Annotated in this window: 16 protein-coding genes and 1 pseudogene; 9 read left to right on the top strand and 8 right to left on the bottom strand. The window is 72.7% G+C overall.

Features of this window, described 5'->3' with window-relative positions:
* Positions 1-493 precede the first annotated feature (493 nt).
* From lnt to ACFXGN_RS16770, 4 genes are all read left to right on the top strand, one after another.
* On the top strand, positions 494-2,095 hold the full coding sequence (lnt, locus tag ACFXGN_RS16785; protein WP_384859234.1) for an apolipoprotein N-acyltransferase: 1,602 nt from the start codon (positions 494-496) through the stop codon (positions 2,093-2,095).
* A gap of 43 nt (positions 2,096-2,138) precedes the next feature.
* Positions 2,139-2,621, top strand: coding sequence for an NUDIX domain-containing protein (locus ACFXGN_RS16780; RefSeq protein ID WP_384859232.1), 483 nt, complete (start codon positions 2,139-2,141; stop codon positions 2,619-2,621).
* Between the two features lie 55 nt (positions 2,622-2,676).
* Complete coding sequence (locus ACFXGN_RS16775; RefSeq protein WP_384859229.1) at positions 2,677-3,642, top strand: 3-hydroxybutyrate dehydrogenase; 966 nt, start codon at positions 2,677-2,679, stop codon at positions 3,640-3,642.
* Between the two features lie 89 nt (positions 3,643-3,731).
* Positions 3,732-5,633 (top strand): helix-turn-helix domain-containing protein, encoded by a 1,902-nt coding sequence (locus ACFXGN_RS16770; protein ID WP_384859227.1) that lies wholly within the window; start codon positions 3,732-3,734, stop codon positions 5,631-5,633.
* A 63-nt stretch (positions 5,634-5,696) separates the two neighbouring features.
* On the opposite strand, the gene ACFXGN_RS16765 is transcribed toward ACFXGN_RS16770, so the two are convergent.
* The 3 genes from ACFXGN_RS16765 to ACFXGN_RS16755 form a co-directional block, all read right to left on the bottom strand.
* A complete protein-coding gene (locus ACFXGN_RS16765) occupies positions 5,697-7,067 on the bottom strand; it encodes an MFS transporter (RefSeq protein ID WP_384859224.1) in 1,371 nt (456 codons plus the stop codon).
* Between the two features lie 1,666 nt (positions 7,068-8,733).
* Positions 8,734-8,943: a hypothetical protein gene (locus tag ACFXGN_RS16760; RefSeq protein ID WP_384859222.1), complete on the bottom strand. Its 210-nt coding sequence runs from the start codon at positions 8,941-8,943 to the stop codon at positions 8,734-8,736.
* Between the two features lie 1,236 nt (positions 8,944-10,179).
* Positions 10,180-10,416 (bottom strand): hypothetical protein, encoded by a 237-nt coding sequence (locus tag ACFXGN_RS16755; protein ID WP_384859220.1) that lies wholly within the window; start codon positions 10,414-10,416, stop codon positions 10,180-10,182.
* Positions 10,417-10,696: 280 nt separating this feature from the next.
* Here ACFXGN_RS16755 and ACFXGN_RS16750 point away from each other — a divergent pair.
* A pseudogene (locus tag ACFXGN_RS16750) lies at positions 10,697-11,086 on the top strand (cytochrome P450); the annotation flags it as partial.
* Between the two features lie 332 nt (positions 11,087-11,418).
* Here the strand turns inward: ACFXGN_RS16750 and ACFXGN_RS16745 are convergent.
* Together ACFXGN_RS16745 and ACFXGN_RS16740 are read right to left on the bottom strand one after the other, a co-directional pair.
* Positions 11,419-12,324, bottom strand: a complete 906-nt coding sequence (locus ACFXGN_RS16745; protein WP_384859217.1) for a hypothetical protein — start codon at positions 12,322-12,324, stop codon at positions 11,419-11,421.
* Positions 12,325-13,386: 1,062 nt separating this feature from the next.
* Positions 13,387-14,208, bottom strand: a complete 822-nt coding sequence (locus ACFXGN_RS16740) for a lipase family protein (RefSeq protein WP_384859215.1) — start codon at positions 14,206-14,208, stop codon at positions 13,387-13,389.
* A 702-nt stretch (positions 14,209-14,910) separates the two neighbouring features.
* On the opposite strand from ACFXGN_RS16740, the gene ACFXGN_RS16735 reads away from it, so the two are divergent.
* Positions 14,911-15,735, top strand: coding sequence for an SDR family oxidoreductase (locus tag ACFXGN_RS16735; RefSeq protein WP_384859212.1), 825 nt, complete (start codon positions 14,911-14,913; stop codon positions 15,733-15,735).
* Between the two features lie 130 nt (positions 15,736-15,865).
* Positions 15,866-16,075 (top strand): hypothetical protein, encoded by a 210-nt coding sequence (locus ACFXGN_RS16730; RefSeq protein ID WP_384859210.1) that lies wholly within the window; start codon positions 15,866-15,868, stop codon positions 16,073-16,075.
* Positions 16,076-16,201: 126 nt separating this feature from the next.
* Here the strand turns inward: ACFXGN_RS16730 and ACFXGN_RS16725 are convergent, their stop codons facing one another.
* Positions 16,202-16,840, bottom strand: coding sequence for a DUF2867 domain-containing protein (locus ACFXGN_RS16725; RefSeq protein WP_384859208.1), 639 nt, complete (start codon positions 16,838-16,840; stop codon positions 16,202-16,204).
* Between the two features lie 103 nt (positions 16,841-16,943).
* On the opposite strand from ACFXGN_RS16725, the gene ACFXGN_RS16720 reads away from it, so the two are divergent.
* Positions 16,944-17,504 (top strand): TetR/AcrR family transcriptional regulator, encoded by a 561-nt coding sequence (locus ACFXGN_RS16720; RefSeq protein WP_384859206.1) that lies wholly within the window; start codon positions 16,944-16,946, stop codon positions 17,502-17,504.
* Between the two features lie 303 nt (positions 17,505-17,807).
* Here ACFXGN_RS16720 and ACFXGN_RS16715 read toward each other — a convergent pair whose 3' ends face one another.
* A complete protein-coding gene (locus ACFXGN_RS16715; protein WP_384859203.1) occupies positions 17,808-17,933 on the bottom strand; it encodes a hypothetical protein in 126 nt (41 codons plus the stop codon).
* A gap of 720 nt (positions 17,934-18,653) precedes the next feature.
* Positions 18,654-19,916, bottom strand: coding sequence for a pyroglutamyl peptidase (locus tag ACFXGN_RS16710; protein ID WP_384859201.1), 1,263 nt, complete (start codon positions 19,914-19,916; stop codon positions 18,654-18,656).
* A 504-nt stretch (positions 19,917-20,420) separates the two neighbouring features.
* Here ACFXGN_RS16710 and ACFXGN_RS16705 point away from each other — a divergent pair.
* Positions 20,421-21,164, top strand: a complete 744-nt coding sequence (locus ACFXGN_RS16705) for a carbonic anhydrase (protein WP_384859199.1) — start codon at positions 20,421-20,423, stop codon at positions 21,162-21,164.
* The last annotated feature ends 900 nt before the right edge of the window (positions 21,165-22,064 follow it).

Raw genomic sequence — 22,064 nt, 5'->3', positions numbered from 1 at the left:
GCGCCCTCCGGTACCGGGCGCCCGTCCGGCACCAGGGGCGCCCGTCCGGCACCGGGAGCGGGCCCGCCAGGACCCGCCGACCGCCTGAGGAGCCGTACGAGGACGACGCCGCCCCCGCTTCCGGTCCTCTGCCCGTGGACGCCGGTCGCCTCCTTCTGCCCGGCCCTGCCCGTGGACGCCGAAAATCCATCGCACTCGCGCGCCCTGTCCGTATGCGCGGGTCACCCACTCCCGTGTACGGGGTCACCCACTCCCGTATTACGGGGTAGCCCACTCCCGCGCCCCTGTCCGTACCCTCCGGGAACTTCTTCTCCCGCGCCCCTCCTTCCGCCTTCCGCGCCCCGCCGACGGGCCGGGCGTCCTCCGGCGGGATCCCGGCCCGGCTCCGTGCCCGGGGCGCCCCGGGCACGGCCGGTCGCCTCCGCCCCGGAGCGTTCCGGGCCCGGCCCCACCGGCCGCCGGGCCGACAGGGACGCCCCGTAGACTCCGCGAGGTGAGCACCACCATCACCCCCGTCGACGCGTCCGGAGCCGACCCCGCGCCCACGCCGGGTTCCCGGCTGCGGCGGCTCGTCCGGCCCGGTACGGCCCTGCTGTCCGGGCTCCTGCTCTATCTGAGCTTCCCGCCGCGCCCCCTGTGGTGGCTCGCGCTGCCCGCCTTCGCGCTGCTCGGCTGGACCCTGCGGGGCCGTCGCCTTCGCGCCGGGTTCGGCCTCGGCTACCTCGCCGGGCTCGGCTTCCTGCTGCCGCTCCTCGTCTGGACCGGTGAGGAGGTCGGCCCCGTCCCCTGGCTTGCCCTCGCCTGTGTCGAGGCGCTGTTCGTCGCGGGCGCCGGACTCGGCATCGCCGCCGTCTCCCGGCTCCCGTGGTGGCCGTTCTTCGCCGCCGGGGTGTGGATCCTCGCGGAAGGGGCACGCGCGCGCGTGCCCTTCGGCGGCTTCCCCTGGGGCAAGATCGCCTTCGGGCAGGCCGACGGGATCTTCCTCCCCCTCGCCGCCGTGGGCGGTACCCCCGTGCTCGGCTTCGCCGTCGCCCTCTGCGGCTTCGGCCTGTACGAGGCGTACCGGAGGATCAGCGCCCGCCGCGCCACCGGCACCCTCCCGCGCGGCCCGGTCACCGCCGCCGCGCTCTCCGTGCTGCTGCCGGTCACCGGCGCCCTCGCCGCGCTCCCGCTGGTCGACGACACGGCCGAGGACGGCACCGCCACCGTCGCCGCCGTCCAGGGCAACGTGCCCCGCCTCGGTCTCGACTTCAACGCACAGCGCCGCGCCGTCCTGGACAACCACGTCGCCCGCACCCATGAACTCGCCGACGACGTCAGGGCGGGCCGCGAGCCGCAGCCCGACTTCGTCCTGTGGCCCGAGAACTCCTCGGACATCGACCCGTACGCGAACGCCGACGCGTCCGAGGTGATCGACGGCGCCGTCCGCGACATCGGCGTCCCCACCGTCATCGGCGCGGTCGTCGCCCCCGAGACCGGCAAGCTCCGCAACACGCTCATCGAGTGGGACCCGAAGCGCGGCCCGGTCGCCACCTACGACAAGCGGCACGTCCAGCCCTTCGGCGAGTACATCCCGATGCGCTCCTTCGTCCGGATCTTCAACAGCGACGTCGACCGGGTCCGCCGCGACTTCGGCCCGGGGGACAAGATCGGCGTGTTCGACCTCGCCGGGACGAAGGTCGGCCTCGCCACCTGTTACGAGGCGGCCTTCGACTGGGCCGTCCGCGACACCGTCACCCATGGCGCCCAGCTCATCACCGTGCCCAGCAACAACGCCACCTTCGGCCGCAGCGAGATGACCTACCAGCAGCTCGCGATGTCCCGGGTCCGGGCGGTCGAGCACAGCCGGTCGGTCGTCGTCCCCGTCACCAGCGGGGTCAGCGCGATCATCCGCCCCGACGGCGAGATCGTCGCCGAGACGAAGATGTTCACCCCCGACGTCCTCGTCGAGAAGGTGCCGCTGCGTTCCTCGCTGACCCCGGCGACCAGGATGGGAACCCTGCCCGAGGCGCTCCTCGTGGCGCTCGCCGCCGCCGGACTCGGCTGGTCCGTCCTCCGTTCCGTACGGGCCCGCAGGACCGGCTCCACCTCCTGACGCGGCCCCGGCCCGGCACCGTAGATGATCTAGGGTCGGCCCCATGGCTACCCCAGACTTCATCCAGGCCCTGCGCGAGACCGCGGGCCATCAGCTGCTCTTCCTGCCGGGGGTGAGCGCCGTCGTCTTCGACGACCGGGGCCGGGTGCTCCTCGGACGGCGGTCCGACGACGGACGCTGGGCGGTCGTCGGCGGCATCGTCGAACCCGGTGAGCAGCCCGCCGACTGCGCGGTCCGCGAGGTGTACGAGGAGACGGCGGTCCACTGCGAGGTCGAACGGATCGTGCTCGTCGAGACCCTGCGCAAGCCCGTCGTCTACCCCAACGGCGACCGCTGCCAGTTCATGGACGTGGCCTTCCGCTGCCGTGCGGTGGGCGGCGAGGCGCGCGTCAACGACGACGAGTCGACCGAGGTCGGCTGGTTCGACCTGGACGACCTGCCGGAGATGAAACGCTTCTCCCATCTGCGGATCGAGAAGGCCCTGGCCGATGAACCCACCTGGTTCCGCACCACGGCAACCGGCTGAACTATGTCTTCGGCACACATGGGTGGGGGAGGGGCCCGTTCATAGGGTGCGGAACATGAGCGCCCCCCTCACCGCCCCCGGCACCGGTACCACCTCCGGACCCGGCACCACCCAGGGCCCCGGTAATGCCCCCGGACCCGGCACCACCCCGGGCCGGGCCGCCCCCGGCACCCCGCCCGGCCGGGCCGTTCCGGGCCCCGAGGGCCCCGATGCCCCCGGGACGGCCGTCCCCGCCCCCGCACCCCCCTCCCGGGCCGTCGTCCTCGACCTCACCGGCCGCACCGCGCTCGTCACCGGCGCGGCCGGAGGCATCGGACGCGCCTGCGCCCTGCGGCTCGCGGCCTGCGGCGCCCGGGTCAGGGCCGTCGACCGGGCGGCCGAGGGACTGGAGTCCCTCGCCGGGGCGGCCGAGGGACTCCCCGGGAAGCTCGAACCCCGCCTCCTCGACCTCACCGACCTGGACGCCGCCGAAGCCGCCGCGGCGGGCGCCGACATCCTCGTCAACAACGCCGGACTCCAACTGGTCCGCCCCATCGAGGAGTTCCCCCCGGACGTCTTCCACACGGTTCTCACCGTGATGCTGGAAGCCCCTTTCCGGCTCATCCGGGGCGCCCTGCCCCACATGTACGCGCGCGGGTGGGGCCGTATCGTCAACCTGTCCTCCGTCCACGGACTGCGCGCCTCCGCCTTCAAGTCCGCGTACGTGTCCGCCAAGCACGGGCTGGAGGGCCTCTCCAAGACCGCCGCCCTGGAGGGCGCCCCGCACGGGGTCACCTCCAACTGCGTCAGCCCCGGCTACGTACGCACCCCGCTCGTCGAACGGCAGATCGCCGACCAGGCCGCCGCCCACGGCATCCCCCCGGAGCGGGTCCTGTCCGAGATCCTCCTGAAGGACTCCGCGCTCAAGCGGCTCGTCGAACCCGAGGAGGTCGCCGAGGCCGTGCTCTACCTCTGCACCCCCCAGGCCTCGTTCATCACCGGCACCTCCCTCACCCTCGACGGCGGCTGGACCGCCCACTGAACGACGGCCCGCACCCCGAGCGGGCCCACCCCGGGAAGGTTGTCCACAGGGGTGGTGCGACCACACCTACGGCAGGTATCCCTGTGTCCATGTCCCATGAACACGTCTCCTACCTGGAACTCCTCGCCCGGGGAGCCGCCACGGAGGCCTACGACCGGCCCGTGCTGCTCGCCCGCGCGAGCGGCGCCGGTCCCGAGGCGCTGGCCGGACTCGAACAGGCCAAACAGCTCGCCCTGCGCGTCCGGGCCGAACTGGAGGGGCGGCGGCGCCGCGAGGCGGAACTCTCCGCCCTCTTCGCCACCGCCCACGACCTCGCGGGACTCCGCGACCTCGACGCGGTCCTCCGCGCCATCGTCCAGCGCGCCCGCGCCCTCCTCGGCACCGAGGTCGCCTACCTCAGCCTCAACGACCCGGCGGCGGGGGACACCTACATGAGGGTCACCGAGGGCTCGGTCTCCGCCCGGTTCCAGCAGCTCAGACTGGGCATGGGCGAAGGGCTCGGCGGCCTCGTCGCCCAGACCGCCCGCCCGTACGTCACCGACGACTACTTCGACGACGCGCGCTTCCAGCACACCCGGACCATCGACACGGCCGTACGGGACGAGGGCCTCGTCGCCATCCTCGGCGTCCCCCTCAGCCTCGGCAGCCAGGTCATCGGCGTCCTGTTCGCCGCCGATCGCAGGGCCAGGGTCTTCGGACGCGAACAGGTCGCCCTGCTCGGCTCCTTCGCCGCGCACGCCGCCGTCGCCATCGACACGGCCAACCTGCTCGCCGAGACCCGCTCGGCCCTCGCCGAACTGGAACGCGCCAACGACATCATCCGCGAGCACAGCGCAGTCATCGAGCGGGCCTCCGAGGTTCACGACCGACTCTCCGAACTGGTCCTGCACGGCGGCGGCGTCCAGGATGTCGCCGAAGCCGTCTCCGAAGTCCTCGGCGGCACCGTCGAGTTCACCGAGGAGGGCGCGGGCACCGCCCGGCACGCGGGCGGCCACGCGGTCCGCGACGGCGACGACTGGGTCGCCGCCGTCTCCGCGGGCGGCGAGACCCTGGGCGCCCTCGTCCTCCACGGACAGCCCGACCTCGACCCCGTCGACCAGCGCACCCTGGAGCGGGCCGCCCTGGTCACCTCCCTCCTCCTGCTCGCCCGCCGCTCGGCGGCCGAGGCCGAGCAGCGGGTGCGCGGCGACCTCCTCGACGACCTCCTCGACGCGCCCGACCGCGACCGGGGCCTGCTGCGCGAGCGCGCCGCCCGGCTCCGCGCCGACAGCGAGGCCCCGCACGTGGTGCTCGCCGCCCGGATCGACCGGGCGTCCGACGGCCCGGCCGACACCGACACCGACGCGGGCGGACGGGAGAGCGCCGACCGGCAGCGCCTGTGGTCGGCGGCCACCCATCTGGCCGCCACCCGCCGCGGACTGGCCTCGGCACGAGACGGCGGCACCGTCCTGCTGCTGCCCCTGGGACCCGGGGAGAGCGCCGCCGACCTCGCCCGGCAGACCGCCCGAGGCCTCGGCGGCACCCTGCGCGAGCCGGTCACGGTCGGCGCCTCCGCCGCCGTGCGCGCCCCGCTCGACCACCCGGACCTGGTCGGCCTCGCGTACGAGGAGGCCCGCCGCTGCCTCGACGCGCTCCGCCTCCTGCACCGCTCGGGTCAGGGCGCCGCCGCGGAGGACCTCGGCTTTCTGGGCCTGCTGCTCGCCGACGGCCGGGACATCGACGGCTTCGTGGACCGTACGGTCGGCCAGGTCGTCGCCTACGACCGGCGCCGGGGCACCGACCTGGTCCGCACCCTCGACGCGTACTTCGCCAGCGGCATGAGCCCCGCCCGCACCAAGGACGCGCTCCACGTCCACGTCAACACGGTGGCCCAGCGCCTGGACCGGGTCGGCCGGCTCCTCGGCCCCGACTGGCAGTCCCCGGCTCGCGCCCTGGAGATCCAGCTGGCGCTGCGCCTGCACGCGCTCTCCGACGCGGTCGCCGGACGCTGACGTGGGACGGGCCCGTGCCCCGCTCGACAGGGAGCGGGGCGGGGCCGATCCGTACCGTACGGGTCAGGCGTCGGCGCGGACCCGGGCGTCGGGGGCGGTCCGCTCTTCGATCTCCCCGAGGTCGCGGTCGCGGGTCTCCCGGGCGCACACGACGGCGACGACGGTGAGCAGCGCGGCGGCCATCACGTACAGGGAGATCGGGGTCGAGGTGCCGTGGTCGGCGAGCAGCGCCGTCGCGACGAGCGGGGCGGGCGCCCCGGCGGCCACCGAGGAGAACTGGGCGCCGATCGACGCTCCCGAGTAGCGCATCCGGGTCGCGAACATCTCGGAGAAGAAGGCGGCCTGCGGCGCGTACATGGCGCCGTGCAGGACCAGGCCGACGGTCACCGCGAGCAGCAGGCTGCCGAAGGTGCCCCGGTCGATCAGCGAGAAGAAGGGGAACATCCAGGCACCGACGCCGACCGCGCCGATCAGGTACACGGGCCGTCGGCCCAGCCGGTCGGAGAGCGCGCCCCAGAGCGGGATCACGGCGAAGTGCACGGCGGAGCCGATGAGGACGGTGTTCAGCGCGGTCTGCTTGGAGAGCCCGACCTGGGTCGTCGCGTACACGAGGATGAACGCGGTGATCACGTAGTACGAGATGTTCTCGGCCATCCGGGCGCCCATGGCGATCAGCACATCGCGCCAGTGGTGTCTGAGCACGGCCACCAGCGGCATCTTCTCGGCGGCGCCCCCGGGCTCGGACGTGCGCCGCTCGGCGGCGGCGAGGGCCGCCTTGAAGACCGGCGACTCGTCCACGGACAGCCGGATCCAGAGCCCGACGATCACCAGCACACCGGAGAGGAGGAAGGGGACGCGCCAGCCCCAGGAGGCGAAGGCGGCGTCGGAGAGCAGCGCGGTCAGCGCCGACAGCACACCGGTCGCGAGCAACTGCCCGGCGGGCGCCCCGGTCTGCGGCCAGGAGGCCCAGAACCCCCGCCGCTTGGCATCCCCGTGCTCGGACACCAGCAGGACGGCCCCGCCCCACTCGCCGCCGAGCGCGAAGCCCTGCACCAGCCGCAGCACCGTCAGGAGCACCGGGGCGGCGGACCCGATGGTGGCGTGGGTCGGCAGCAGCCCGATCGCGAACGTCGCCCCGCCCATCAGCAGCAGGCTGAGCACCAGCAGCTTCTTCCGCCCGAGCCGGTCCCCGTAGTGCCCGAACACCAACGCGCCGAGTGGTCGCGCGGCGAACCCGACCGCGTACGTCAGGAAGGACAGCAGGGTCCCGACCAGCGGATCGGACTCGGGAAAGAACAGCTTGTTGAACACGAGCGCGGCGGCGGACCCGTACAGGAAGAAGTCGTACCACTCGATGGTGGTGCCGATGAGGCTGGCGGCGACGATGCGCTTGAGGGAACCGGGCGGCGTCGGGGAGGGAGTTGCGGCGGCCATGTGCACCACTTCCAGGCGGGTACGGGGACGTTTCGCTGTCGCCACACCGTAGGAAGGCGCAGATCAGGGGCGTATGTGGTGGGACACCACAGTTCGGGAGGGACGAGTACGCTCAGCCGCCATGGCAACCCCTTGCGGTCCTCCTGGAGGGCGGGGAGGGGGCCGGGGGAGAGGCTGCCTCTGTTGTCCTGGTCCAGGGTGATGTGACGGGTGCGGTGCTGAGTCCCGTGCTGACTCGGTGCTGACCGACTACAGAGCGGAGAAGCGCCGCAGGTATGACGGACCGGGAAGTGCGAGCGGCTGACTGCGACGCTGATTCAGGCCGGGTCGGTACGTGCTGACGCGGTCTGCCGCCCCCTGTTCCCCCGTTCCCCGTTCGTGAGGGCCAACTGGTGGAGCGTGGTGGGGGAGCGAGGCATCCACCCGCACCACACCGGCTGGTGACCTGGTTCGGAGATCCTGTCGCAGTGACGGCGGATGCGGTCGAGGATCTGGTCGGCGGTGCCGTGGCGGACGTGGTCGAAGCTCCACCGCTCGGGTACTCCCGGGACCGATGGGCAGCACCGGTGCGGTCCGCTGAAGGGCCTGGATCTGCGGTTTCTCGTCGGCCGCGAACACCACGGTGTTCGTCGGCGGGGCGAGACACGGGCCGACGACGTCACGGGTCCCGGGTCCTGTCGGTCAGGAACGGGTCCGGGGAGATCTTGAACGTCTCGGTCCGCCACGGTTGCGGGCCGAAGGCGTGCCGGATCCTCAGCCCGCTCGCGGGCGGGATCCCCATGGCCTCGGCCGGTTCCCGCTTGGACCGGTGTGTGCCCGCGGGAGGCGTCTTCGAGGGTGCGGACCACCACCTCTTCCATCTGGGTGTCGGTGACGGTCCTTGGCACTCCGGGCCTCGGCTCGTCCGCGAGTCCGCGAGGCGGTCGCGCGGGAACCGTGTGCGCCAGCGGCGCACGGTGCCTCCGCCGACATCGAGCCGCGCGGTGACCACGGTGTCGTTCCAGCCGGGTATCGCCCATGCTCACAGGACAGCGTGAACGCGTGACTGCCGCAGGCGAACACCGCAATCTGAAACAGGGGACGCCTCACGTGGCGACCCATGACCTTGAAACACAGGTCACCAGCCGAAGCGGCACGCCTGCGACTGCGGCGCGCAGCAACGTGGCGATCGTCGCCCCGCACGAGCGGAACGGCAGGACCAGCGACACCGTGCCACGGACCGCCTGCCGGATTCCGGGCTGGGCATCAGCCGGTGGGGCGGTGCCGAGCACGGTGGTCGGGGCGCCCTGCTCGGCAGCGGTGAGGTTCAGGGCGTAGACGTACTTGACGCTGCCCCAGGCCAGGTAAGAGGTGCTCCAGTACGACTGCGGCGGGGGCTTCCACGGGTCGGGGGTCTGGTCACCCTTCGCCCGGTTCGATGCTGCGGAGACGGCGATGAGCGGGGAGTGGACGAGGTCGTTGACGAACGCCTTGCGCCGAGGGGGTGTCCCACGGGTCGGCGCCCGCCCGCCAGGCTGTGGCCAGCGGCATCACGTGGGCGATGTCGGCCCCGGCCCGAGGCGGTGAGGGTCTGCCGTCGTACTCGCTGCACCAGGTCCCGGACACCGCCCGGCACTCGGCGTCCTGCACGACGTCCTGACCGTCCCGCTTCAGCACCACCTGAGGTTCAGAGTACGGCGGCAACGAGGGTCCCTGCCCCGACGAGGGCGAAGACGCCTCCGATCACTCTGTACGTGATGACACTGCTGGGCCACGATCGGTAGGCATAGGAAAACACCTGACACCGGGCGGCTATTCCTCGGACATCGGTGGCCAGGAGTCCCCCGCCCACAAGAGCGATGCCGCCCCACACCAGCTCAACCACGTGACTGTTCACGACGCGAGGATAGCCAGCCAGCCAGCGTCGTCGGCCGGAGCCCCATCAGTGATCCGCCGAACATGCTCTGGTGATCCGAGTCGGAGACGTCATGGTGGATAGCCCTCCCGGCTCTCGCTGCGACCAGGAGAGATGATCGCGGGGTCGCGGGCCACGGTGATGCGTGCGGATCTGGAACGCCCTGGACGCCAAGATGAGTGAGTACCGGGTGCGGCAGCGGCTGCGGGATTCCTTCTCCACGCGCCACACGTCGATCATCATGATCGACCGCGAAGCACCCTGCCGCACACCCTGCTCGACCGCCATCCCGCACCGCGCGCTCCCCGGCTGGAGGAACTGCTCGCTCCGCTCACCTCCGCCGGGCACGGCTCGTGCGCGCCGCCCGGCGTCATGTCGCCGCACTCCGCCGAACCGCCCCCGAACCGGCCCGCATCCAACTGATGTCGGCGACCTGTCCGGAGGAGTGCGAGCACCTGATGAACACGGACCTGCGCGACTCCGTGCTCGCCACCATCGGCTGCTGCCGCGTGCCCGGTTACGCGGCCTGGCTCCCGGAGAAGGACCTCACCGAGGCCTACGGGCTCCACCGGGCCCAGCTCCAGCACATCCTCGCCCGCCGTCCCGGCCCCGAGGGCAGCCGTTCGCCGCTGAAGAGCCCCTCCTACATCTGGCATGGCCCTGACCGCTGTCCATCCGCGCGCCCGTCCGGTCGTCCGTCCGGTCGTCCTCCACCGCGACACCGATGTGGCGATCGGCTCGGCGTGCGGGCTGGTTCGCGCCGGGCGCGGCGCGCGCAGCGACCACCTCGACCCGCCTGAGGTGGGCCGCCAACTGACCTCCGCCACCCCTACCGCGCTGGAGCGGCTACGGGCCTTCCGGGCAAGCGCGGAGACCGGGGTCCGCTGCCTGGACGTCACCTTTGAGGAGCTGACGCGGGCGCCGCAGAGCGGGTGCGCACGTGGCTCGGCCTGCCCGTCACCACAGCGCTCCGGGAACACTGGCGGGCCGACCTGTCCCACCGCCCCGTTTACCGCACGAGTACCCCGCCGCCTGTGCGGACTGCCTCAGATGGAGAGCCCCGGGGGGGGCCTGACGGCACCTCCCCGCAGAGAGGTGCCCCTATGCACGAGCTCCCCTGCCGCCCCGGCCCGCCGCTCGCCCATCCCTTCGCCCGGCGGAACTGCCTGGAACCGCTGCCGCACACCGGTCTCCTGGAACAGGACCGGATGGCTGTCGTCACGATGCCCCAGCGGCGACCTGGCCCACCTCGCCGTACGGCACGCCGATGTCGTACGGGTCCTCACCGGCCGGCGGTTCAGCCGCCGCGCCGTGCTCACCGTGCCGGGCGGCCCCCACATGACCCGCGCCGACCTCGACGGACCGAGCCTCCTGGGTCTGGATCCGCCCGACCACACCCGGGTCCGACGGCTCTACGCACCAGCCCTGCACCCGGCCGCCGTCGAGACGCTGCACCCCTCCGCCGAAGCACGGGTGGAACGCCTGCTGGACGGCGTCGACGCCCTGGGCGCCGGGGCCGCCCCGTCGACCCGCACCAGAACTTCTCCCTGCCGCTGGCCACCGGGGTCGTCCGCGACCTGCTCGGCGCGCCCACGGGGAGCGCCTGCTGTTCGACGGGCCCCGGCCAGGTGGTGGGCTCGCCCCAGGCGAGGGCCTGTTGCGCACCCTCCTGCGGAGCCGTCGCGCCGGGGCCCTGCCCCGTACCGAACTGCTGGCCACGGCCATCAACCCGTACGTGGCCGGGCACGCGACCGTGGTCGCTGCCCTCAGCAACGGGCTGCTCCAACTGCGCGCTGACCGGCCGCGGTGGCGTCTACTGTGCCGGGATCCGGCCCTGGTCGACCGGGCCGTCCACGAGATCCCGCGCTTCGACGCGATCGCCGACGCGGCGCTGCCCTGGCTGGCCACGGCCGACGTTCGCGTCGGCAATACGCTCGTCCGCGCCGGGGAGGCCGTGCTCCCCTCCCACACCCATGGGGACCGGGACCCCCGGGTCTCCTCGGACCCGGGCGTCTTCGACCTCACGCGCGTTCCCGGCCCGCAGCTGGCCTTCGGCCACGGTCCCGACCGCTGCGTGGGCGCGCGGCTCGCGGTCCTGGAGTTCCGCACGGCCTTCCTGGCGCTCCTGCGTCGCTACCCCGGCCTCACCCTCGCGGGCCCGGCGGAGGAACTGCCCTTCCTCGACGGATCCCTGATCGGCGGAGTCTCCGAGCTGCCGGTGACCATTCCCGGTCCGGCCCTGGGGGCGGACAGGTCCGGGCTGCCGGGGGGACTGACCACGCGACGGGTCCCGGCCTTTGAGAGCACCGGGGCAGGCGCGGCGGGAGGCGGCCCCCGCTGGCGTGGGTATCGGCCTCAGCGTCGGGTGGAGCGCCGCGGGAGGGTTCAGTGGGTGCTCACGGCGCGGAAGCGGATCCTTCTGGCGGTGGTCGGTGGTCGGTGGTCGGTGGTCGGTGGTCAGGGGTGGGTGACCCGGCGCGGTCTCGTGACGCGGTCACCGAGCCGGATGACGGTGATGTCGAGCTGGCCGTGCCCGTCTTCCCATCCCGCGACCGCTTCACAGCCCTGGGCCTCCAAGCCTCCCGCTCCGGCGTCGTCACCGAGGGGCATCAGTGCCACCTCGCCATCGGTGCAGAAGTAGCCCAGGTGTGAACGGAGTCCGGGGTGGGTGATCGCGGCCAGTTCCTCCTCCCAGTCCTCCTGCCACACCGCCGCGTACGGCGTCCCGTATTCCTCTCCTGTTGCTTCCTCGGGTCCGGTCGTACGGAACAGGAGGTCCTCGGGGCCGTGGCCGGTGATGAGGGCGACCCTCAGCGCGTCGAGAAGGGTGCCGTCGGAGACCAGCCTGGGGAGGTAGACCGTCCAGGTACCGGCGAGAGCGGGATCGGCGAGATCCACCCCGTACCGCTCCGCCAGCGCCGCGAGATCGGCACCCCACACCAGGCCCTGGTCGAAGCAGACGTCCGGCAGAGCGGCGGCGAAGTCCGCCGGAAGCGCCGTCGCCTCACCCGGCGGTACCCAGAGCTCGAAGACCGATCCGGCCGCGTCGAAAGGCTGAGGCCGCACCGCGCCATGGATCAGGAAGTGCTCTCCGGCAACCGGCTCGGCACCGCTCAACACCGCAGGGCGCACCCAGGCGGGATCCTGGCGGAACCCGGACTCGTCCAGCGCGTTGCCACCCAGGCAGACGGCGTAGACCGAGGCCGGGTCGAACGCGTCCAGGGGACTGCCGACGAGAACGGCGAAGGCGTCCGCGAGCTGCCGGTCCCAGTCCGCCCGCCGCTCCCCGCTGTCCTGCGGCTCGGTCGAGGACGGGGGTATCGGGGCGGCCGACTGGGCTGTGAGGGAGGAAAGTTCGGTCATGGGGGCACCGTAGCGGCACCCTCCGACAACCGGGGCGCATGTCCGATGTCAGGGACGTACCGCACCGGATGCGTTCGAAGGCGGCCTCGGCGATCGCCGTGCCAGCGGAGTTCAGGAGACGCCCTGACGCTCCGAACTCACGGCCACGGCGATGGCCTTCGCGCCGACCGCCCACAACACGCTGTGGGACATGCCCGCGTACCAGCCGTACTTCGGCGCGGGCATCGCGTTCCACCTCATGCGCCGCTTCGGCCCGTCCGCCCCGCTGTGGGTCCTGATCGCAGCATGTCAGGTCCTGGCCCAGCGCCATCTACCGGCACGCCTCGCGGAGAACTTGTCCCCTGGCGCTCAGGCCGTCGCCCTGTGGCTGACTCAACTGACCGTCTTCGCCGCACTCGCCGCTCTGGCCCTGATCGCGCTGAGCGCGCCCGACCTGCGGCGCGAGACCGTATGGCTGAGGGAGGCCGCCGCTCTGACGTATCCGCTGTACCTGCTGCACATGTCGATCGGCATCGTCCTGGTGAAACGCCCTGCGGACGGCCATGCCCCCGCCGGCCGCCGCAGCGGTGTCGCTGGCCGTCATTCGCAGGACGGCCTGCCTCCTGCACCGGTTGGACGAACGCCCCCTGGCCCGCTGGCTCAGGACTCGGCTGCTGCGCGGGCTCGACCATGTAGGGAACCTGGACGGCGCACACGTACCGGCCAGCCAGGCTCAGACCCATTCCGACGGACCGGTGACCGGTGGCGCCGTGATCGTCGCAGGTCGCCAGGTCGCCAGGTCGCCAGGTCTCAGTCCTGGACCGGCCCTGGCCGAGCGGTCGGCCGCCCCGGGCGAGCCCGGACAACCGCGCTCGCCGTCGGCCGAGCCCCCGGGCCACCCCGGCGCCGCAGGACCTCCAGCACCGGCGCCCCTGCCGCACGAACTGTTCACACCCCTCTCCCGGAACGCTGACCAACCGGCCTGGAACCCGGCGCCCCGGCGTCGAGGAGAAGCGCTTCCGCTCCCGGTGGACCTCGCTGAGCACCGTGACGAACGGACCCGGTGGGTCGCCCCGGCTCGGGTCAGGTGAGGTTCTGCTCCAGGGCGGCGAGGTAGCGTCCGATCGCGTGGTCGCGTACGCCGTCGGTGGCCGGGGCGAACGCGTCGGCGGTCAGGCCCCTGGCCCGGTCGGCGAGCCCGGCGACCAGGCCCATGGAATCGCGCAGACGGCCGGAGGAATCGATGTACTTCAGCGTCTCGACGTGGGTGTAGACCGGCTCCGGAGGCAACTGCGGCACGATGTCGTTGTTGTTCACGAACCGGTACAGGCGTCCCTTGAAGCCCTTGTCGCAGGCGGCGGCGAGAAGCCGGTCGCAGGTGCGGGGCTGGCCGAACGTGACGACCCCGTCGGCCCGCAGGCGCGGGTCCTCCAGATACATCCGGGTGGCGGCCAGCATCGCCAGGGCTCCACCGAGGCTGTGGCCGGTGAACCACACGGACCGCCCTCCGCCGCCCAGCTCGGCGTGGGTGCCCCGGAGTTCGGGGAAGACCGACTCCAGCGCCTCGGCGAAGCCGTAGTGGACGTAGCCGGTGCGGGCGGGGCCGGGCCAGGGCGGAGTGGAGGAATCGGAGAGCCAGTCGCGGATCTCCGCCGGTTCCGTGCCACGGAACGCCGTCACGATCATGTCGTCGCTGGCCATCGTGTACGCCTGGGTGTCCTTCAGCGGGAAGGGCGGCGTGAACCGGGTCTGGTGATGACGTACCTGGCCGAAGCCCCAGGCGCGGGCTTGCCGCTCGATGGCGGCTTCGTCCTCGTAGGCGAGCTCCGACGCCTTCGCCAGCCAGTAGGCGTGCGCGACGCTGTAGCTCTTCGCCCGGTGGTCGAAGGCCGTGGGTAGCGGCAAGACGATCCCTCCTGCGGACGGCCGACGGCACCGGAACGGCACCGTCGACGCGGACAACGACCTCCGTCGTACCCGGGCATCCGCCGCCACCGCGTACGGCGCGCCCGGACGTCACCCCGAAAGACCACGGAACCGCCCCCGCGCCACCACCACAGGCCGAGCCGCACTCCCCGGGGCCTTGCTCACCCGTCGGCCCGTCGTCGGCCGCCTCGCCCGGCTCGTCGGCCTGCTCCTGGCGGCCCCCGTCCTGACAGCGGCGACGGGCAGCCCGCCTGGCGGGGAAGCCGCACCAGGAACACCGTCCTCACGGTCAGGTGGCACCGGGAAGCAGATGCGGCCCGGCTCGACCAGGTTCTCCTGGTGTTCGTTCCTGATGCGTCCGCTCGAAAGGCTGCCGCTCGGCAGCCGTCGCAGTCCGCTGGCCCAGGACCAGCAGGGCCGCAGCCGCGAGCGGGAGAACGGGTACGGATTTCGAGTTCATGATCATGCCCAGCCCCTCGGTTCCCCCGATCAAGGACACCACCCGCCAGACACTCGTTCCGGTGTATCCGCTGCACCATCCCGGACAAGGAACCATCGGGCGCGCGCGATCGCCCGGAGCCCGGCGTCCACGGCGGTCGGCCACCGCATTTCGACCACACCATCCCCCGCTCCCTCGTGAAGGACGGGGGTCGCCCGCGTCTCGCGTTAGCGTGTGCGGGCATGACAGTACTGATCATCGGAGCCACCGGGTTCCTGGGGACCGAGCTGGTGCGTCAGGCACCGGCTCTCGGTCACACCACGGCCGCGACGTTCAACTCCCGTCCCGGCAGGGCTTCCGGGACTTCGTGGCACCACCTCGACCTGCGCGACCCCCGCCGTCTCGACGATCTCCTCGACTCGGTGGCCCCGCGTGCCGTCATCAACGCCTCCAGCGGTGATGACGACTGGGCTGTCACCGCAGACGGCTCGGTCCGCCTGACCCGGGCGACGGCCCGGCGGAAGATCCGTCTGGTGCACGTGTCGAGCGACGCCGTCTTCTCAGGCCGCCACGTCCACTACGCGGAGACAGCGCTCCCCGACCCCGTCACCCCCTACGGGGCCGCGAAGGCCGCCGCCGAGACGGCGGTCCGGCTCCTGCACCCTTCCGCGGTGGTGGCGAGGACCTCGCTCATCATCGGCAGCGGCGGATCGGAGCACGAGCGCGTCGTGCACGAACTCGCCACCGGCAGAAGGGAAGGCGCCCTCTTCACGGACGACGTCCGCTGCCCCGTACACGTGGTCGATCCGGCGGCGGCCCTCTGGGAACTGGCCGCCTCCGACGAGACCGGTGTCTTCCACCTGGCCGGACCCGACGCCCTCAGCCGCTACGCCCTCGGCGTCCTCGTCGCCCGCCGCGACCGGATCGACCCGGCCAGGCTTCCGGCAGGACTTCGCGCGGACACGCGCTTGCCGGGAGCTCTCGACGTACGCCTCGACAACCGGGCCACCCAGCGCAGGCTGACCGTCAGGCTCCGCGGTGCCACCGAGTTCCTCGCCGGAGCGTGAGGAGTCACCAGGCTGATGACCGCCCTGCCCCTCCAGGAAGCTTCAGCCGGTCCGGTCCGGTCAGGGCGGTGCGCGGGCACGTCGTCGCGGACCTTCCGGCCATCGCTCTCACCCTGGCCGGAGTTCCCGCGTGCCCGAGGGTCCCGTCGCCCACAGCGAACTCGCTGCCCCGACCAGCCGGTTCGAATGCGAAGAGGTCGCGGAGAAGCACGACCTCGGGTGCGGGATCATCAAGCCCGACCTCGCTCCCGGTACGCCTCCGGGTCGGGACCTGGGCCAGAAGGCCGATGCCCTCGGCAAGAAGATCGACCAGGCCCAGATCATCGGGTTGCTCACCTGACCCGCAGGACAGCGTCCCTCCGCTGGCCGACCTACCACGGGCCCGGTACCCGGCCTGGCCACGAAGGCGGCCCCGACCGGACAGACACCCTGGTCGGGGCCGTGGTGCGTCCGGGTCAGTAGCACCTCACATCGGGGGGACCGGGCTGGAGGGGTGGGCCTCGGCCCGCGCGTCCGGCCGCCCGTGCTCGCGCCAGGCGCGCTCCCACATCCGGGTCAGTGCCGGATAGACGACCAGATACCGGAACGGCGCGATGAGGGCCATGTAGAGGCTCCCGAACCGCCCGTTGGGCTTGACCAGGACCGCCATCCGCAGTTCGTACTCCCCGTCACCTCCTGGCGCGGGTGCCCACCCCAGGTGCATCAGGGAGTGGCCGGTGCCGTTCGCGAGTTCCCGCACGGATTCGCGGGGCAGGTCGTAGAGCGGAGTGAAGGGGCTGCCGCCGGGCTCCGGCGCGACGGGCGCGTTCCGCAGATCGTCCGGGAGCCGTTCGCGCAGTGACCCGGCGCGGCCCCCGAGGCCCGCCTCCGGCCGGTCCCAGCCGAACAGCCTGCCCAGCTTCCAGCGCACGGCGAAGAGGAACCGCACCGCGGGCGGTTGCCGGGCGAGGCCGCCGTGCGCGCGCATCGCGGCGAGCATCACGGGGAAGTCGTCGGGCCCGGCGCCGGGGGTGCGGAAGGACCACACGTCCTCGACCCCGAAGTCGGGTGCGACGGCGTGGATCCGCCACGGATGTTCGGTGTGTGCCGTACGGGGAAGCCTCATGGCGCTGTTCTCCCTCTCCCTTTGTACGCTGGCGTACAGAACGAATCCTAGGCACTGATATACGGAGCCGTATATCAGTGCACCGAGTGAGGTGGAGCACACCATGGGCGCAGCTCGCACGCCGCGTGAGCGCTGGGTGGAGGAGGGTCTGCGGGCCCTCGCCGACGGCGGTGCGGACGCCGTCCGCATCGAGGTCCTCGCCAAGCGGCTCGGCGTCACCAAAGGGGGGTTCTACGGGTACTTCGCGGATCGCGACGCACTGCTGACGGCCATGCTGGACTCCTGGGAGCGGGAGAGCACCGACGAGGTGATCGCGCAGGTCCAGCGCGAGGGCGGCGACCCGAAGACGAAGGTCCAGCGCGCGGGCCTGCTGACCTTCTCCGACGAACTGCTCCCCGTCGACCTCGCGGTACGCGACTGGGCCCGCCGCGATCCGTCCGTGGCGGAGCGCCTGCGGCGCGTCGACAACCGGCGCATGGAGCTGTTGCGCGAGATGATCGGCACCTTCTGCACCGACCCCGACGAGGTGGAAGCCCGCAGCCTGCTGGCGTTCTGCATGACAGTGGCCCGCCACACCCTGGCCGCCGACCACAACGGCCGTACCCGGCTCGAAGTCCTCCAGCGCGCGGGCGATCTGATCCTGGACCGCCCCCCGACGGGCTGAGGCGGCGCCGCCGGGGCGACAGCACGGCTCATGCCCCGTGGGCGCCCCGGCACGCCCCGCCGCACCCGTCCGGGGTAGTCCGGGCCGGTCCGGGCGGGTGTTCCGCCGTTCTCGTCGTACGTCGACAGGGCGCGGGCTTCCACGGACGTCCGGGAGCCTGCTGACAGCACCCGGACTCATCGCCCTGATCCAGACCCCCGTCAGCGCCCCGGATCATCGCTCGTACGGGCAAAGGGTGTTGAGGATCAGGCAATCATTGGCCGGATCCCTGAGGCGTGTTGCAGAAGGTTGCGTCTGGTCGGGTCAGGACTGAGTCTGTGGCGTTCCTGATCCTGCGGCGAGGTCGAGGGCGAGGGCGAGGTTGTGCGTGTGGGCGACGGTCTGGAGCCAGCCGGGCCCGGGGTGTGTGAGCGGTACGGGTATCCGCATGACCGCGTAGGTGGTGAGTCCCCAGGCCAGGATGGGGCCGGAGTCGTACCGGCGGGACGAGACGCGGCCCCGCGAGAGCGCCGGTGAGTCCGCCGAGGCTGCTCGCCGCCATGACCGGCCCGAGGCCGGTGCCTGGCCCGCAGGGTGACGAGAAGGTGGTGGGCGAGCAGGGTGCTGGTCAGGGCGGTAGCGGTGCCGGGGCGGCCAGGACCGAGAGCGGAGGGCGCGGAACGGGGGGCGCGTACGGAGTGGGCGAGGCCCTCTTGGATCTCCGACCACACCGACTGTCGTGCCGCCCGGCATCGGGCTGGTGCCGGTAGTGACCGTGTCCGGGAGGCGCACCACGCGGCGACGAGGTAGGCGGGGGTGTCGGCGAGCAGGGTGCGAGCTGGCCGGGCCACGGCGGCGAGCACGGATCCGACCCCGCCCCGCCCCGATGGCTCTGGCGACGGTGGTCACGGCCGTGATCCGCGTATTGGTGCGGTGAAGTCGACCGGGGCCTCCAGGGGCAGGCACGACGGAGGTCATCGATGCGGCGTCCCACAGGACGGAGAGGGAGCCCAGCACGACGGCGGCGCCGTAGAGCAAGGGCATTGCCAGCGCGCCGAGGACGGCCGCTGCCGGGATCACGCCCCCACGGCTGCTGCCACCAGATCCGTGGTGACCAGGACGGCCCGCGCCGGTCGGGCGCCGCTCTTCGCGGCGCCCTCCGGGCAGTCCTCAGGACGAAGCGGCCACCCCGATCACGGCGCGGACCTGGGCGATGATGTCCAGACGGTTGCGGACGAACTCCGGGTCGGTGACCGTGCCCGTCGCCGGGTCGGCGTTGTTCGCGCCGAACTGCAGGACCGGGGTGTGGACATGGCCGCCGGGCAGGTCCGGCAGGCCCAGCCGGTCGCGCAGCAGGGTGGCGCGGTAGGCGATCTCGTTGGAGAGGTAGTTCCCGCCGCCGCCCGCGCGGGCGGCCGAGCCGGTGGTGGGTCCGTCGGCACGGTTCACCGGCGCGCTCGCCCCGGCCGGTACCTCGGTCACCGTGGTGTTGTCGTACACCGGGAACGGTCCGGTGTCCGCCGCCACGATCGCCCGGTACGGGAGGGTCGTCGTCGTCCACTGGGGCTGCGTGGCCGGGTCGGCCACCGGAACCGTCTCCGTCCGCGAGAGGTTCTCGTTGTCGGGGAAACCGCCGCGCCAGGCCCCGTTGTGGCGCTCGATGTCGAACCGGCCGACCCGCCCCTGACTGACCGTCGTGAACAGGTCCACCTCCGGCAGGTGCGCGCGCAGCGTCCGCTCCACGCTCCCGTCGGCGAAGTCCTGCCAGCGGACCGGGAAGACGGCTGTCTCGATCCGGGCGAGGCCACCGTCCGCCGTACGGATCAAGGTGCCGTCCAGGGCCAGCGCGGTGGCGCCGGAAGGGTTGCTGATCCGGGTGTCCCGGTCCAGCGTGAAGGGGTCGAAGCCCGTCATGAGGACCCGCTTGACGGCCTTGTTCTTCTTGCCCTTCCCCGGGTAGCGGATCGAGTCCTGGCCTCGCGAGGACCGTTCGAGCCGGTCGAGCAGACGCGCCCGCGCGGTGTCGTCGAGGGCGAATCCGGCCTGCCAGGACCGCAGTTCGCGGGTCATGCCGAGCCGTGCCCAGTACAGCGGCCGGTCGTCGTCCCGGCTGAGATCGCCACGGGCGGGCCCCCGCCCCTGCGCCCGGTCGACGGCGCGTCGCCACAGCCCCGCGCCCTGGCGCTCGACGGTCCGCTCGGCCTCCCGGTAGGAGTCGGCGTCCGCCAGCGCGTCCGCGAACTCCCGTGCCACGGCGTCGAACCCGCTGCGGCGCAGGATCTCCTGGGGCGCGGCCCGATCGAGCCGGGTCTCCTCGACGGTGACCGGCGCGGCGCCCGTGGCCGGGGCGGTGGCCGAGGCCGGTGGCGTTCCGAGGACGAGCGCGGTACTGGCCAGGGCGAGACCGAGCGAGACAGGGCGTATCCGTGGCACGGGGGTCCTTCCGTCGGGGGTCCGCGAAGTATCCCGGCTCCCTTCCGGCCCCGCAACCATGTGCCTGCCTCAGCCGTCCCACTCACCACAGCTGCCCCAATCACCCCTATCGCCCCAGCGGCCTCTGTCCCGTGGTCGGGTGGACGGAGCGGGTCCGTCCGTGGCGCCGTGATTCCGGTGGCGCTGGTGAAAGCGGAAGCCTGGGGCCGTCGATGAGACGGTCCGACTCGACGCGCCCGGTTCGGTGGGGAACGCGCGGGCGCGGCTCACCGCCCCGACGCTGTCCGGGACAGGTCCTCCCCAAGGGCCTCGCCCGTCTGGCTGAGGCGGTCAATGATGGCGTCGGTGTGCTTCACCCGCTCGGGCATCGGGAACGTACGGGGCGGGCAGCGGGAACTGACCCTCTGGCACAGGCGTCGGCCGTATCGCGGGCGTGCCGGAGCCCGCCCGGGGCCGGTGCGGAGCCCGGTGTCCGGGGCGCGGGCGGGTCTAGGTTGTCCGGGCATGAGCGTCAATCGTGATGACGGGCCGGGAATGTTCACTGCGCGGCGCCGTCTGGTGCGGGCGGGGCTGGGAGGGCTGGCGGCATTGGTGGCCGGTCTGGTGTGCGGGCCGTCGGCGATGTCCGGCGCGCGGCCCGTACCGGTGGCCGCCGTCGGGTCGAGGCCCTCGGGACCTGCGCGGGCGTGGCGGGAGCTGTCGGAGGGGAACGTGCGGTGGCGGACGTTCCACGAGAGCCATCCGGACCGGGCCGTCGATGTGCGCAGGGCCCTGGTGGGCGGGCAGCATCCCTTCGCGGTGGTGCTGGGGTGCGTGGACTCGCGGGTGCCGCCCGAGCTGGTCTTCGATCAGGGGCTGGGTGATCTGCTGACCGTGCGGTCGGCGGGCGAGGTCCTGGACGAGGCGGTCCTGGGCAGCATCGCCTACGGCGTGCTGGAGCTCGCCGTCCCGCTGATCGTCGTCCTGGGCCATCAGGGGTGCGGGGCGGTCGCCGCGGCCGTCCACGCCGACGACGGCGCGGAGCTTCCGGCCCACATCGGCTTCCTGGCGGACCGGATCCGCCCGGCGATCGACTACCGGCTCCACGGCGAGGCGCGGGTGGACGCGGCGGTCACCGAGAACGTACGGCGGGTGCGGGACCTTCTGGTGGCGGAGCCGGATCTCGCCGTCCGGATCGCCGACGGGCGTCTCGCGGTGATCGGCGCCCGGTACGAGCTGACCAGCCAGCGGGTGCACAAGGTCTCCTGACCGGCCTCCGGCGCCGGTGGCCGCCGCTGATCCACGAGTACGCGACCGACCGGCTCCCAGCCCTTCGGCCACGCCGTCCATCAGCTCACCCTGGACACCCGGCCGGGCGGCTCTCTCGCCTCGCCTCGACCGCTGCCATCCCGCTTCTCACCTTCAGGTCTTGAGCGGCGGGAAGCGAGCCGGGACCTGACTGGCCCCGACCGCTCGGCGCAGGCAAGGACGTTGTCGGCGCTCGCGGTCCGGACGTCGACCGCCACGGTCAAGGACGCACTGATGCCCGCGCCGGGGGCATGGTCGCTGTTCAAGCGCTACTCGACCACCACGGGAGAGTTCCTCGACGATCCCGAAGCCGCGCCCCACACGGGATTTGTCCGTGCGGACTGCCGCACCTGGCTCACCCGAGCCGAGCCCCCATGCCCGAGAGCGCTGCGGTGATGCCCTTGCCGAGGCCGCCTCCGCAGCGTCCAGGAGCTCATGGCGAGCACGGTGCCGTACGCGGTCGGCCGTTACCCGGTCGATGTCGTCGCCCCGACCGCCCGTGAACCTGACAGCCGACTCGCCACCATCCTGCTGTACGGCTCGGGTGCCGGGGTGCCGGGGTGCCGGGGTGCCGGGGTGCCGGGGTGCCGGGGTGCCGGGGTGCCGGGGTGCCGGGGTGCCTGGCGGTCCGGAGGACCGTAGGCCTGGAAGTGCTGGTTCGTCACCGGTCACTCCGCTGCGGAACGCCTGCACCCCTCCACCGAGCAGGAGGAGGCCGCGTTCCTCCGTCTCCGCCGGGGACTGCGCCGGGCCCTGCCTCAGACACCTAGTACTCCAGCAGGATTTCGCTGTCTGAGCTGTGGCTTTCACCGGGCGGCGGGAGTGTAGTGGGCTGATAGGTGGTCGGGGGCGGTCTCATGG

It is taken from the genome of Streptomyces sp. NPDC059247, assembly GCF_042754005.1.
Classification (GTDB): Bacteria; Actinomycetota; Actinomycetes; order Streptomycetales; family Streptomycetaceae; genus Streptomyces.
This window is presented reverse-complemented; position numbering and strand designations above follow the sequence as displayed.

Excerpts from the sequence above, each read along its gene's own strand:
- ACFXGN_RS16720 (WP_384859206.1), top strand. The coding sequence starts at position 16,944 with ATGGGCGCAGCTCGCACGCCGCGTGAGCGCTGGGTGGAGGAGGGTCTG.
- ACFXGN_RS16770 (WP_384859227.1), top strand. The coding sequence starts at position 3,732 with ATGTCCCATGAACACGTCTCCTACCTGGAACTCCTCGCCCGGGGAGCC.
- ACFXGN_RS16705 (WP_384859199.1), top strand. The coding sequence starts at position 20,421 with ATGAGCGTCAATCGTGATGACGGGCCGGGAATGTTCACTGCGCGGCGC.
- ACFXGN_RS16745 (WP_384859217.1), bottom strand. The coding sequence starts at position 12,324 with ATGACCGAACTTTCCTCCCTCACAGCCCAGTCGGCCGCCCCGATACCC.
- ACFXGN_RS16725 (WP_384859208.1), bottom strand. The coding sequence starts at position 16,840 with ATGAGGCTTCCCCGTACGGCACACACCGAACATCCGTGGCGGATCCAC.
- ACFXGN_RS16780 (WP_384859232.1), top strand. The coding sequence starts at position 2,139 with ATGGCTACCCCAGACTTCATCCAGGCCCTGCGCGAGACCGCGGGCCAT.
- ACFXGN_RS16735 (WP_384859212.1), top strand. The coding sequence starts at position 14,911 with ATGACAGTACTGATCATCGGAGCCACCGGGTTCCTGGGGACCGAGCTG.
- ACFXGN_RS16715 (WP_384859203.1), bottom strand. The coding sequence starts at position 17,933 with ATGCGGATACCCGTACCGCTCACACACCCCGGGCCCGGCTGGCTCCAG.
- ACFXGN_RS16775 (WP_384859229.1), top strand. The coding sequence starts at position 2,677 with ATGAGCGCCCCCCTCACCGCCCCCGGCACCGGTACCACCTCCGGACCC.
- ACFXGN_RS16765 (WP_384859224.1), bottom strand. The coding sequence starts at position 7,067 with ATGGCCGCCGCAACTCCCTCCCCGACGCCGCCCGGTTCCCTCAAGCGC.